12 protein-coding genes, 1 tRNA gene and 1 pseudogene are annotated in these 12,216 nt (G+C 70.8%); 3 read left to right on the forward strand and 11 right to left on the reverse strand.

All coding sequences use genetic code 11. The features are described 5' to 3' along the window. From hisIE to hisS, 11 genes are all read right to left on the reverse strand, one after another. Positions 1-560 (reverse strand): bifunctional phosphoribosyl-AMP cyclohydrolase/phosphoribosyl-ATP diphosphatase HisIE (hisIE, locus tag E4F61_RS13285; protein WP_133480109.1); only part of this gene is annotated, 560 nt, incomplete at its 3' end. Then, positions 553-1,326 (reverse strand): imidazole glycerol phosphate synthase subunit HisF, encoded by a 774-nt coding sequence (gene hisF, locus E4F61_RS13290; RefSeq protein ID WP_133478545.1) that lies wholly within the window; start codon positions 1,324-1,326, stop codon positions 553-555. The genes hisF and hisIE, both read right to left, overlap by 8 nt. After that, complete coding sequence (gene hisA, locus E4F61_RS13295) at positions 1,320-2,072, reverse strand: 1-(5-phosphoribosyl)-5-[(5-phosphoribosylamino)methylideneamino]imidazole-4-carboxamide isomerase (RefSeq protein ID WP_133480110.1); 753 nt, start codon at positions 2,070-2,072, stop codon at positions 1,320-1,322. Before hisA ends, hisF begins: the two co-directional genes overlap by 7 nt. Beyond that, positions 2,069-2,668 (reverse strand): imidazole glycerol phosphate synthase subunit HisH, encoded by a 600-nt coding sequence (gene hisH, locus E4F61_RS13300; RefSeq protein WP_133480111.1) that lies wholly within the window; start codon positions 2,666-2,668, stop codon positions 2,069-2,071. The genes hisA and hisH overlap by 4 nt, the downstream gene beginning before the upstream one ends. Continuing rightward, a complete protein-coding gene (gene hisB / locus E4F61_RS13305) occupies positions 2,665-3,768 on the reverse strand; it encodes a bifunctional histidinol-phosphatase/imidazoleglycerol-phosphate dehydratase HisB (protein WP_133480112.1) in 1,104 nt (367 codons plus the stop codon). The genes hisH and hisB overlap by 4 nt, the downstream gene beginning before the upstream one ends. Continuing rightward, on the reverse strand, positions 3,765-4,841 hold the full coding sequence (hisC, locus tag E4F61_RS13310) for a histidinol-phosphate transaminase (RefSeq protein ID WP_133480113.1): 1,077 nt from the start codon (positions 4,839-4,841) through the stop codon (positions 3,765-3,767). Before hisC ends, hisB begins: the two co-directional genes overlap by 4 nt. Then, a complete protein-coding gene (gene hisD / locus E4F61_RS13315) occupies positions 4,838-6,136 on the reverse strand; it encodes a histidinol dehydrogenase (protein ID WP_133480114.1) in 1,299 nt (432 codons plus the stop codon). The genes hisC and hisD overlap by 4 nt, the downstream gene beginning before the upstream one ends. Further along, positions 6,133-7,041, reverse strand: a complete 909-nt coding sequence (gene hisG / locus E4F61_RS13320; protein WP_133480115.1) for an ATP phosphoribosyltransferase — start codon at positions 7,039-7,041, stop codon at positions 6,133-6,135. The genes hisD and hisG overlap by 4 nt, the downstream gene beginning before the upstream one ends. Next, positions 7,038-7,364: a YerC/YecD family TrpR-related protein gene (locus tag E4F61_RS13325; protein ID WP_133480116.1), complete on the reverse strand. Its 327-nt coding sequence runs from the start codon at positions 7,362-7,364 to the stop codon at positions 7,038-7,040. Before E4F61_RS13325 ends, hisG begins: the two co-directional genes overlap by 4 nt. Before the next feature lie 126 nt (positions 7,365-7,490). Continuing rightward, the gene (locus E4F61_RS13330; protein ID WP_133480117.1) at positions 7,491-9,407 is read right to left on the reverse strand and encodes an HAL/PAL/TAL family ammonia-lyase; all 1,917 of its coding nucleotides are present in this window, start codon (positions 9,405-9,407) and stop codon (positions 7,491-7,493) included. Further along, complete coding sequence (gene hisS / locus E4F61_RS13335) at positions 9,404-10,786, reverse strand: histidine--tRNA ligase (RefSeq protein WP_133480118.1); 1,383 nt, start codon at positions 10,784-10,786, stop codon at positions 9,404-9,406. Before hisS ends, E4F61_RS13330 begins: the two co-directional genes overlap by 4 nt. Positions 10,787-10,909: 123 nt before the next feature. Between hisS and E4F61_RS13340 the strand changes: the two genes are divergently transcribed. The 3 genes and pseudogenes from E4F61_RS13340 to E4F61_RS13350 form a co-directional block, all read left to right on the forward strand. After that, positions 10,910-10,986: transfer RNA gene (locus E4F61_RS13340), tRNA-Pro, on the forward strand. A gap of 97 nt (positions 10,987-11,083) precedes the next feature. Beyond that, positions 11,084-11,410: a hypothetical protein gene (locus E4F61_RS13345; protein ID WP_133479015.1), complete on the forward strand. Its 327-nt coding sequence runs from the start codon at positions 11,084-11,086 to the stop codon at positions 11,408-11,410. Between the two features lie 307 nt (positions 11,411-11,717). After that, positions 11,718-12,216, forward strand: a pseudogene (locus tag E4F61_RS13350) (HmsH protein); the annotation flags it as partial.

Here is a 12,216-nt window from a genome sequence, read left to right on the forward strand (position 1 = left end):
CGCGCGCGCAGCAGCACCACGAGGTGGTAGAGCAGATCCGCGGCCTCGCCGAGCAGCGCCGGCTCGTCCTGCGCGACCGCCGCCAGCGCGGTCTCGACGCCCTCCTCGCCCACCTTCTGCGCGATGCGGCGCACGCCGGCATCGAACAGCTTCGTCGTGTAGCTGCCGGCGGGCCGCTCCGCCTCGCGACGCGCGACGAGCGCATCGAGGCCGGCCAGGAAGTCGCCCGGCGCATCCGGGAAGCAGCTCTCGCGCTCGAGGTGGCAGGTCGGCCCGCGCGGCCGCGCGAGCACCAGCACGGTATCGCCGTCGCAGTCGAGCCGCAGATCGACGACGTCGAGCACGTTGCCGCTGGTCTCGCCCTTGGTCCAGCGGCGCTGCCGCGAGCGGCTGTAGAACGTCGCCTGGCGGGTGGCCAGCGTGTGCGCGAGCGCATCGGCGTCCATGTAGCCCAGCATCAGCACGCGCAGCGTGTCGGCGTCCTGCACCACGGCGGCGAGCAGGCCGTCCTGCTTGGCCCAGTCGATGGCCGCCGCATCGAACACGATCGGATCAGTCACGGCGAACCTCGATGCCGGCTTCGCGCAGTTGCTGCTTGAGTGCGGGGATGCGCACCTCTCCCGAATGGAAGACGCTCGCGGCCAATGCGCCGTCGACGTCGGCCTTCGCGAAGACGTCGACGAAGTGCGCGGCTTCGCCCGCACCGCCTGATGCAACGAGCGGCACGGCGCAGAGGGCCCGGGCGGCCGCGAGTTGTTCGAGGTCATAGCCCGCGCGCACGCCGTCGCTGCCCATGCAGTTGAGCACGATCTCGCCGGCGCCGCGGTCCTGCGCCTCCGCGATCCAGTCCAGCGTTCGCCGCGCCAGCGCCCGCGTGCGGGCCGGGTCGCCCGTGTACTGGCGCACGCGCCATTCACCGTCCTCGTCGCGCAGGCTGTCGATGCCGACGACCACGCACTGCACGCCGAAGGCATCAGCGAGCTCGTCGATGAGCGCCGGGCGGTCGAGTGCCGGCGTGTTGACGGAGATCTTGTCGGCACCGGCATGCAGGATCGTGCGCGCATCCTCCACCGTGCGGATGCCGCCGGCCACGCAGAACGGGATGTCGATGAGCCGCGCGACGCGTTCGACCCAGCCACGGTCGACGCTGCGTCCCTCCGGGCTCGCGGTGATGTCGTAGAACACGAGTTCGTCGGCGCCCTCGTCGCGATAACGCAGCGCGAGCTCGACGATGTCGCCCATGTCGACGTGATCGCGGAAGCGCACGCCCTTGACCACGCGGCCGTCGCGGACGTCCAGGCACGGGATGATGCGACGGCTCAGCACGCGGCGGCCTCCACGCGGGCCAGCGCCTCGGCGAAGGTGAAGCGGCCTTCCAGCAGGGCCTTGCCCAGCACGACACCGGCGCATCCAGCCTCGCGCGCGGCGTCGATGTCGGCGAGGCTGCTCACCCCGCCCGACGCTTGCAACGCCACGCGCGGCGAATGCGCGAGGACCTCGCGATAGAGCGCGATGTTGGGGCCGCCGAGCATGCCGTCGCGCCCGATGTCGGTGCACAGCAGGTGGCGCAGGCCGGTGCCGAGGTAGAGCGAGAGCAGGAACGGCAGCGACGTGCCTTCGTTGCGCGTCCAGCCGGCGGTCGGCAGGCGCCACTCGCCCTCGACCTCGCGCGTATCCAGCGCGACGGTGATGCGGTCGCTACCGTATTTCTCGATCCAGCCTGCGACTGTCGACGGCTCTCGCACCGCGAGCGAGCCGACGACCACGCGATCCGCGCCCACGTCGAACAGGCGCAGCAGGTCGTCCTCGCTGCGCACGCCGCCGCCGGTCTGTACGCGGAGCGCGGTCTCCGCCTTGATGCCGCGCAGCAACATTGCGATCGAGTAGCCGCCGTCGCGCGCGGCGTCGAGATCCACGAGGTGCAGCCAGCGCGCGCCGTCGCCGGCGTAACGCGACGCGGCCGCCAGCGGGTCGTCGGCATAGCGCGTTTCCTGCGCATAGTCGCCCTGCTTCAGGCGCACGACCCGGCCTTCGCGCACGTCGATCGCGGGATAAAGGGTGAACTCGCTCATGCCGGTACCTTCAGGAAGTTCTCGAGCAGACGCGCGCCCACCGCCGCGGAACGCTCGGGATGGAACTGCGCACCCATGCGGTTGCCGCGACGCACGACCGCCGCGAAGCCCGCGCCGTGCGTGCACGCAGCGAGCGTGTCGTCGGTGACGGGCGCCGCATAGCTGTGGACGAAGTACGCGCTGGCGCCGCTGTCGATACCGGCGAGCAGCGCGTCGTCGCGCAGGGTTTCGAGCGAGTTCCAGCCCATGTGCGGCACGCGTAAGGCCGGCGACGGCGTTAGCTTGCGCACCCGTCCGGGCAGCAGCCCGAGCGTTTCCACGGCGCCCTCCTCCGACGACTCGAACAGCAGCTGCATGCCGAGGCAGACGCCGAGCAGCGGCTGACGCAGTGCGCGCACGCAGTCGACGAGGCCGAGTTCGCGCAGGCGTGCCATGCCCGCGGCCGCGGCGCCCACGCCGGGCAGCACGACGCGGTCGGCCGACGCGATCTCGCTCGCATCGGCGCTGAAGCGCACCGTCGCGCCCAGCCGCTCGAACGCGTAGCGCACCGAGCCGATGTTCGCGCCGCCGGCGTCGATCAGCACCACGTCCATCAGAGCACGCCCTTGGTCGACGGCAGCTCGCGGCCTTCACGCGCGATGGCCTGCCGGAGCGCGCGCGCGACCGCCTTGAAGCAGGCCTCGACCTTGTGGTGGTCGTTCTCGCCGCGCACGGTGAGGTGCAGGTTGAGGCCCGCGGTTTCGCAGAGCGAGCGGAACACGTGCGGCACGAGTTCGGTGGGAAGGTCACCCACACGCTCGCGGCGGAAGTCGCCGTCGAACACGAAGTACGGACGGCCCGAAAAGTCGAGCGCCGCGCTCGCGATCGCCTCGTCCATCGGCAGCGTAAACGTCACGCCGGGTGCGGGACCGTCGGAACCGTAGCGGCCGATCCCGCGCTTGTCGCCGAGTGCCTCGCGCAGCGCCTGCCCGAGCGCCAGCGCCGAGTCCTCGACGGTGTGGTGCTCGTCGATGTGCAGGTCGCCGACGCAGTCGAGCGAGAGCGCGAAGCCGCCGTGCTTGCCGATCTGCTCCAGCATGTGGTCGTAGAAACCAAGCCCCGTGCGGATGAGCGGCGTTGCGGCGCGGTCGAGGTCGACCTCGACGGTGATGGTCGTCTCGTTGGTGCGGCGCTCGACGCGTGCCGTGCGCGGTGCATCGGCCAGTGCATGCGCGATGCCGGTCCAGTCCCACTCGCCCCCGAACTGCGGCGTGCGCAGCTGGAACGCGCGGATGCCGAGGTTGTCGGCGAACTGCACGTCGGTCGGGCGGTCGCCGACCATCGCCGAGCGCGACCAGTCGATCGAACGATCCTTCAGGTAGGGCGTCATCAGCCCGAGCTGCGGCTTGCGCGTCGGCGCGTTCTCGTGCGGAAAGCTTTCGTCGATGAGCACGTCGCGGAAGCCGATGCCCTGGCTTTCGAAGACGTGCATCATCAGATCGTGCGGCCCCTGGAACGTGTCGCGCGGATACGCGTCGGTGCCGAGGCCGTCCTGGTTGGAGACGATCACGAACTCGTAGCCGGCATCGCGCAGCTTGAGCATCGCGGGGATCACGCCCTCGACGAAGCGCAGCTTCGCGAAACTGTCGATCTGGAAATCGGCCGGCTCCTCGATGAGCGTGCCGTCGCGGTCGACGAACAGGATCGGGCGGCTCATGCGGCGACTCCCGTGAGTGCGCTCAGCACGCGGTCGTTCTGCGCCGCGGTGCCGACGGTGATCCTCAGTGCATCGCCGAGCGCGGCTTGGGCACGCATGTCGCGCACCACCACGCCCGCCGCCAGCAGCGTCGCGAAGGCGGCGTCGGCATCGTCGAAGCGCACCAGAAGGAAATTCGCATCGGACGGATACACGCGTCGCACCCCGGGTGCGTCGGCGAGCGCGACGGCGAGCCGCGTGCGCTCGGCGATCGTCGCCGCCACGCCGCCGCGGGTGGCCTCCAGCACGGCTGCGTCCGTCGCACGCATGACTGCGTCGATGCACGGCGCCGGCAGCGGATACGGCGCCTGGCACCGGCGGAGTACTTCGATCAGCGCTTCGTTGCCGATGGCGACGCCAAGCCGGACGCCGGCCAGCGCATGCGCCTTCGACAGCGTTCGAAGCACGACGAGATTGGGGTGCCGGTCGAGCAGTGTGAGCGCGGAAGGCGTGGAGGCGAACTCCTGGTAGGCCTCGTCCACGACCACGACCGACTGGCGCTCCAGCCGGCAGGCCAGTGCTGCGATCGACTCGAGCGGGAGCGACGCGCCGGTGGGATTGCCGGGCGAACAGAGGAATACCAGGCGCGCGTTCTCGGCCTCCGCCTTCCTTGCGACCGCGGTGAAGTCGCACTGGAAGCCTTCCCCGCGCTCCACCAGCGGCGCCTCGACTACGCGTGCACCGTGCAGGCGCGCGCAGACCGCGTACATGCCGAAGGTCGGCGGCGTGATGACGATCGCGCCGTGACCCGGCACGCACAGTGCGCGCACCAGCAGGTCGATGCCCTCGTCGCTGCCGCGGCCGGCGAGCACCCGCGCGGCACGCACGCCATAGAGCGCGGCCAGCCGCTCGCGCAGCGGTTCGGGCTGCGGGTCCGGATAGCGACGGTAGGCGCCCTCCGCGTCACCGGCATTCGCGCGGGCGGACTCGTTGGCGTTGAGCCAGACGTCGCCCTGCACGCGCTCGGTGCGCGCCGACCGATAGCCCGCGAAGTCGCGCAGGTCGGCGCGCACGAGATCGAGCACGCCGCTCATGCGAGCGCCTCGAGCCGCAGCGCGACCGCGTTGCGGTGCGCGTCCAGGCCTTCGGCCGAGGCGAGCTCGACGGCGCACGGGCCGATCGCCGCGAGACCGGTCGCATCGACCTGCTGCACGGTGATCGCGGTCTGGAAGCTCGCCACGCTGAGGCCGCCGGTGAAGCGCGCGGCGCCGCCGGTGGGCAGCACGTGGTTGGTGCCGCTGCAGTAGTCGCCGAGCGCTTCCGGCGCCCAGTCGCCCAGGAAGATCGAGCCGGCGCTTTCGACGCGGTCGAGCCAGCGGCGCGGTTCGCGCAACGCGAGGATCAGGTGCTCGGGCGCGTAGGCGTTGCTCACGTCGAAGGCGGCGTCGATCGACTCCACTTCGACGACGCGTGACTGCGCGAGCGCAGCGCGCGCGACGTCCGCGCGCGGCAACGCCGACAGCTGCTGCTCGATCTCCGCGGCGACCGCGTCGAGCACCGCCGCGTCATCGCCGACGAGCAGCACCTGCGAATCCGGGCCGTGCTCGGCCTGCGAGAGCAGGTCCGCGGCGACGAACGCCGCGTTCGCGCCGCGATCGGCGATCACCAGCACTTCCGACGGGCCGGCGGGCATGTCGATCGCCGCGCCGCCGTCGAGCATCGACACCTGGCGCTTCGCTTCTGTGACGAAGCCGTTGCCGGGGCCGAACAGCTTGTCGCACTTCGGCACGCTGTCGGTGCCGAAGGCCATCGCGGCGATGGCCTGCACGCCGCCGAGCGCGAAGACACGACGGATGCCGCAGCGTGCCGCGGCGTAGAGCACTGCGGGGTCGACGCTGCCGTCGCGGCGCGGCGGCGTGCAGAGCACGAGCTCGGGGCAGCCCGCGAGCGCGGCGGGCACGCCGAGCATCAGCGCGGTCGACGGCAGCGGCGCGGAGCCGGCCGGCACGTACAGCCCGACGCGTCGGATCGGCCGCAGGATGCGTTCGCAGCGCACGCCGGGCGCGGTGTCCAGGGCATAGGGCGTCGTCATGCCGGCGGCGTGGAAAGCTCGAATGCGCGCGGCTGCGTCGTCGATCGCGCGCGTGAGCGCGCTCGACAGCTCACTTTCGGCTGCCTCGAATGCTTCCGGCGCAACCTCGAACACGTCCGGTTCGGCGCCGTCGAAGCGGCGGGTCAACGCGCGCAAGGCGTCGTCGCCGTCGCGCCGGACTTCCGCGATCAGCCCGGCAACGGAGGCCGTGACATCCGCCGCGACGACCTGCGCGGGCCGGCGCAGAAGCGCCTCGCGCGCGGCGGCGTCGAGGTCGGACCAGCGAACGCGCCTCATGCCAGCATGCTCTCGACCGGCAGCACCATCAGGCCCTGCGCCCCTGCGCGCTTGAGGTCCTCGAGCCGCTGCCAGGTAAGGTGGCCGTGGCAGAGCGCCTGCAGCGCGAGGCGATCGGCGCCGTCCACCTGCAGCACGGTCGGCGCTTCCGCGTCCGGTAGCAGCGGCAGCAGGCGCGCGATCGCCTGTCGCTCGGCCTGGAACAGCAACAGCTTGCTGTGACGCGTGCGGAGCGCGCCATCGAGTCGCCGCAGCAGCATCTCCGCTAGCGCGGCGCGCTCGCCCTCGAATTCCGCGACCGGCCCTGCGAGCACCGCTTCGCTCTCCAGCAGCGTCGCGACCGGCTTGAGCTGGTTGGCCGCCAGGGTCGCACCGCTCGACACGAGGTCGCAGACGAGATCGGCCTGGCCGAGTCGCGGCGCGATCTCGACGGAGCCCGACAGCGTGACCACGTCGGCCTGCACGCCCTCGCGCTCGAGCCAGTCCTGCAGCAGCGCCGGATAGCTGGTCGCGATGCGACGCCCGGCGAGCTGCGCGGGACCGCTCCACTGCCACTCGTCCGGCACGGCGAGCGCGAGGCGGCAGCCGCCGAAGCCGAGCGGGCGCAACTCGCGGAACGCCGGCGCATCGCCCTTCCGGCGGCGGTCGAGGTCCTGCTCGGTCAGCACGTTGCGTCCGACGACGCCGAGGTCGCAGACGCCGTCGGCGATCAGGCCGGGGATGTCGTCGTCGCGCACCAGCAGCAGGTCGATCGGCAGCGCCTCGCCGTAGCAGAACAGGCGGTCGCGGCTCTCGCGCCAGCTCAGCCCGCAGGACGCCAGCAGCGCACGCGCGGGATCGGCCAGGCGGCCGGACTTCTGGATGGCGATACGAAGGCGATCGCGCGGTTCGACGGTGGGGCTCATGGATTCACTTTCCGGGACGTGCGCGCGGCACGCTTGATGGCGAGGCGGTAACCGCCGGTGCCCTGTTCGAGGGTTCGCGCGACGCGGCCGATGGTGGTGACGCTCACCTTGGTTTCCTCGTGGATCTCGCGGTACGGCACCCGGTCGCGCAGATAGGGCACGACGCGCCAGCGGTCGGCCATCGCCTCGAGCTCCGCCGGCGTGCAGAGATCCTCGAGGAAGGCGAGCACGTCGTCGGGGTCGCGCAGGGATGCGAACGCGGCGGCGAGGAGTTCGAGGGAGAGCTGCTTTTCGGCGTCGTCGAGCGGAGGTCGGCGCTTCATCGGTCGTCGCAATGTATTAGCGTGTTAATACATTAGCGGCCGGGGCGGACGCGGTCAACCGTGCGCCTGAACGAGAACGGGCCGGATTCGATCCGGCCCGCTCGGGTCATGCCTTGGAAGCCGCCGTCATCGAACGGAGCGGTCGCCCTGCACCGCCTGGCGTGCGGCGGCGAGCACGCGGCCGTCCCGCGCCAGCGCGACCGCTGCCGTCACGTCGCCATCCATCGCGCGGTCGAAGCCCATGAACGGGATGGCCTCGCGGATCACCGCGTGCGCGGCCCGGACCGCGTCACCGGGCCGGAACTCGTCCGCCGCGGCGAGCTCGTCGCGCAGGCCCTCGACCTCGGCGAGGAACGTCTCGCGGGCGGGCGCATCGAGGCCCGGCGCGCAGGCGATCTTCGCCGCCAGCTCCTCCGCCGGTCGCTGTCGCGCCAGCGCACGCGCGGCGTTGATCATGTCGCGGCGCAGGTCCAGCGCCTGCGCCGCGGTGTAGAGCTCCAGGCCCAGCACCTTGCCGAGGTCTTCGGCCATCGCAAGCACGTGGCGCGCCTCGTTGGCGCCCATCGAGACGTGGTCCTCGGCGTTCGCGCTGGTCGGGATCGAGTAGACCGATGCCGGCATCGCGCGGCTGGCGAGGTCGTTGACGATCGCCGCCGCCGTGTACTGCACGATCATGAAGCCCGATTCGGTCGCGTCCTCGTTGCCGATCAGGAAGCCCGGAAGGCCGTCGTTGGTGGCGGGATCGACGAGCTTGTTGAGGCGACGCTCGGAGATGCTCGCCAGTACCGGGATCGAAGCCTTGACGTAGCTCATCGCCAGCGCGAGCGGCATGCCGTGGAAGTGGCCGGCGGAGACGACCTGCTCCTCGACGTGCTCGGCATCGGCGTCCGGGAACACGATCGGGTTGTCGGTGAGCGAATTCAGCTCGATGTCGAGCACGCGCGCGGCCTGCGCGAGCGCGTCGCGGACCGCGCCGTGCACCTGCGGCACGCAACGCAGCGAGTAGCTGTCCTGCGGCTGGTGCTTCTTGCCGCCGCGGAACGGGCGGAAGCGCTGGTAGAACTTCTCGCGGCCGTGGCGCTGCGAGAGCGGCACCCAGTCCCAGCCGATGTCGAAGCGTAGTTCACGCGCCTCGTCCGTCGCCCAACAGTCCGGCAGCCAGGGACGGAAGCGCGGGACGAGGTGGTACGGGATGTCGGCGAGCGTGGATCCGGCCAGCAACTGCCGCAGGTGGGCGGCGACGTGCACCTGCCCCGGGTGCGGGCGCAGCGCGTGCACTTCCGGCTTGAAAGCGCCCAGCCGGCCAGCGAAGGCATCGATGGTCATTGCCGCCGCAAGGTCGGCCGTGTCGACGAGCTCCTCGAGCTTCGCCAGCGCCAGCACGCCCGTGGCAAGCATCTGCGCGGTGCCGTTGTTGAGCGCGAGGCCTTCCTTGTACGACAGCGTCACCGGCGCGAGGCCGGCGCGGCGGAGGGCTTCCGCACCCGGCAGCCGCTCGCCGCCGAGGAAGGCTTCGCCCCCGCCGAGCAGCACGATGGCCAGGTGCGACAACGGCGCGAGATCGCCGCTCGCACCGACGGAGCCGAGTTGCGGCACCACCGGCACGACGCCCGCGTTGAGCATCGCGGTGAGTGCACGCAGCGTCTCGACGCGGATACCGGAATGCCCGCGCATCAGCGTGTTGATGCGGATGCAGAGCATGGCGCGCACGACGTCGGGTGCGAAGGGCTCGCCCACGCAGACCGCGTGCGTCACGATCAGGTTGCGCTGGAGTTCCGCGTGCAGCGACTCGTGCGGATTGTTCGCATCGCCGCCGGCGCCACTGCGCAGCCGGTACGACCCCAGCAGGCGGTCGGCGTTGCTCCCGAAACCGGTGGAAACGCCGTAGATGGGCTCCTCACGGCTGACCTGCTCGGCGAGGAAATCCGCCGCGCGCGCCACCGCGGGCAGTTGCGCCTCGTCGAGCTCCACCGCCGCGCCGTACGCGACCGCGAGTACCTGCGCCCGGGTCAGCGAGCGCCCGTCCAGATGCACCGGCTTCATGCGCGCACGGCCGGCTGCGCGAGCTCGACCCGCAACGTCGACGCGAGATCCGCGCGCGCCACCTGGAACTGGTCCTCGCGCCGCAGGTCCTTCACCGTCACCGTATTGGCGGCGATCTCGTCATCGCCCAGCACCACCACGAAGCGGATGCCCGCGCGGTCGGCGTAACGGAACTGCTTGGCGATCTTCGACGCCTCCATGACCACTTCCGTGTTGAAGCCCGCGTGGCGCAGCTCGCCTGCCACGGCGAGGCAATGCGGCAGGTGCGCGGCGTCCATCTGCGTGACCAGCACCTGCACCGTGCTTTCCGCGGGACCGAGCAGCCCCGCCTCGCGCAGCTGCCAGAACAGCCGCGTCAGGCCGATCGAAATACCGACGCCGGGCAGTTTCGACTTCGTGTAGTGGCTCGCGAGGTTCTCGTAGCGGCCGCCCGAGCAGATCGAGCCGATCTGCGGATACTCGTTCAGCGTCGTCTCGTAGACGGTGCCGGTGTAGTAGTCCAGGCCGCGCGCGATCGAGAGATTGAGGGCGTAGGCCGACTCCGGCACGCCCATCGCGCGCACGAGCTCGAGCACCTCGCGCAGCTCCGCCACGCCGGTCGCGAGCGATTCGTTCACGTCGCCCTCGGAGGCGAGGCGGTCGAGCGTGGCGATCGCGTCCGCATGCGAGGTCGAGCGGATCTCGACGAAGCGCAGGATCCGATCGACCGCATCCGCGGCGAGTCCAAAGCCCTCGCCCGTCAGCGTTTCGCGCACGTAGTCGGCGCCGCGCTTGTCGAGCTTGTCGACCTCGCGCAGCACCAGCGCCTGGAGCGACGAATCGGCGACGCCCTGCTGCTGGAAGAAGCCGCGCATGAGCTTCCGGTTGTTCAGTTGGATGGTGAACGCGCCGATGTCGAGTTCGGCAAACACGGCGTGGATCGCGGCCGGCAGCTCGGCGTCGAAGCGCACGCTCAGGCTGTCCTTGCCGATCACGTCGATGTCGCACTGGTAGAACTCGCGGAAGCGGCCGCGCTGCTGGCGTTCGCCGCGGTAGACGCGCTGCATCTGGTAGCGGCGGAACGGGAACGCGAGGTCGTGCTCGTGTTCGGCGACGTAGCGCGCGAGCGGCACGGTCAGGTCGAAGCGCAGCGCCATTTCCGGCAGGCCGTCGCCTGCCTTTTCCAGCGCGCCGGTCGATTGCACGAAGTAGACCTGCCGCTCCGTCTCGCCGCCCGATTTCGTCAGCAGCACGTCGGAGAGCTCCATCACCGGCGTTTCGACCGGCAGGAAACCGAAGCGCTCGAAGTTGCGACGGATGACGTCGAGCATGCGCTGGAACGCGATCTGGTCGGGCGGCAGGAGCTCGAGCACTCCGGCCGGCGTGCGTGGCTTGATCAAGCGGGTTCCCCGGGAGGGCGGATCGGACGTCACAGTTTACCGGCCGGGCGCCCGGAGCCCTTCGACTTTTCACGCCCCCTTGTCGAAGCGCCCGCCGGTCGATAGACTTTGCGGCTCTCCCGTCGGGGTGTAGCTCAGCCTGGTAGAGCGCTACGTTCGGGACGTAGAAGTCGCAGGTTCGAATCCTGTCTCCCCGACCAAAGGTCCACGCGAAAGCCGGCCCCGTGCCGGCTTTCGTCGTTTTGCGGCGCCGACGGTTTCACCCGGTCGACAAGCCCGGCCTGCGAGGCTCCGCCCATGACGACGGAGAACGACCCGCAGGACGACGACCGCCTGGAAGCCCTCGAGGCCGAGGTGGCGTTCCTCAAGGAGCAGATGTCGCTGCTCGCGCAGTACCTCGCGATCATGATCGGTCGCGCGCAGGTCAACGACTGCATGCTGTCGGCGCTGATCCTCTCGCATCCGGATCGCGAATCGCTCAACGCGGTGTGGCGGCAGTCGTCGGCGGCGGTCATCCCGAACGTGATCGTTCGCGGCCCGTCGCCCTGGGACTCGGAGATCGCCGACACGGCCAAGCAGCGCGTCGAGCATCTCAACGAGCTGGCGGACCCCGACGCGACCTGATCGGCAGCCGTGCCGCGCGACAGGGGCCTCTCGGGCACGCCTCGCCTCGCCGCCCGTCGGAGCCCTCGCCTGACACGGCCGCTGTTTGTGACGCGTTTCACGATTCGGCCGACACTGCCTTCACGCGCACCTGCCAAGACTCATCCGCGTTCAGCCGCGATTCGGCTAGCTCTCGGAACGACACGTGCGCCCATTCAGAAAAAAAGCATTGGCGCTGCTGTTGCCCCTCGTATGGACGCCGGGGTTCGCACAGTCGCTGCCATCCCCAGTCGCGGCGGTCGCAGCCGCCGCATCCGACCTGCCGCCCGTGACCGGCCGCGCCGCCCGCGACCAGCTGCTGGCGCGCGCGGAGGCCGCCCGCAAGGACCAGCGCTGGGTCGAGGCGCTGGCGATCTACGAGCACCTGCTGGCGGCCGATCCCCGCGACGACGTCGCGTACCGGCTGCAGGCCGTCACCCTGGCCGACCTCGGCGCGGCGTACCGCGCGGACGAGCTGAGGGCCCGGTGGCCGGCGGTCTTCGCCGACTACCAGCGCGACCGCATCGAGGGCGACCGCATCGCCCGCGCGATTGGCTGGGGCATGGCCTATCCGGAGAACCCGGACGACCCCAACGCCGAGCTGCGACGCGCGTACGACGCGCTGCTCGAGCTGCAGACGCATCCCGAGCGCACGAACTGGGAGAAGACGCGGCTGCGCATGGACTCGCTGATGGCCACGAATGCACTGGGCCTGTACCAGCAGACGATCGACGAGTATGAGGCGCTGCGACGCGAGGGCGTCGACCTGCCCGCCTACGCCCACGGGC

Source organism: Cognatilysobacter segetis (assembly GCF_004359965.1).
Lineage (GTDB): Bacteria > Pseudomonadota > Gammaproteobacteria > Xanthomonadales > Xanthomonadaceae > Cognatilysobacter > Cognatilysobacter segetis.

What these genes read in the sequence shown, in the direction of transcription:
- E4F61_RS13325 (WP_133480116.1), bottom strand. Translation starts at nt 7,364, where the DNA reads ATGAAGCGCCGACCTCCGCTCGACGACGCCGAAAAGCAGCTCTCCCTC.
- hisB (WP_133480112.1), bottom strand. Translation starts at nt 3,768, where the DNA reads ATGAGCCGCCCGATCCTGTTCGTCGACCGCGACGGCACGCTCATCGAG.
- hisD (WP_133480114.1), bottom strand. Translation starts at nt 6,136, where the DNA reads ATGAGGCGCGTTCGCTGGTCCGACCTCGACGCCGCCGCGCGCGAGGCG.
- hisA (WP_133480110.1), bottom strand. Translation starts at nt 2,072, where the DNA reads ATGAGCGAGTTCACCCTTTATCCCGCGATCGACGTGCGCGAAGGCCGG.
- hisG (WP_133480115.1), bottom strand. Translation starts at nt 7,041, where the DNA reads ATGAGCCCCACCGTCGAACCGCGCGATCGCCTTCGTATCGCCATCCAG.
- E4F61_RS13345 (WP_133479015.1), top strand. Translation starts at nt 11,084, where the DNA reads ATGACGACGGAGAACGACCCGCAGGACGACGACCGCCTGGAAGCCCTC.
- hisC (WP_133480113.1), bottom strand. Translation starts at nt 4,841, where the DNA reads ATGAGCGGCGTGCTCGATCTCGTGCGCGCCGACCTGCGCGACTTCGCG.
- E4F61_RS13330 (WP_133480117.1), bottom strand. Translation starts at nt 9,407, where the DNA reads ATGAAGCCGGTGCATCTGGACGGGCGCTCGCTGACCCGGGCGCAGGTA.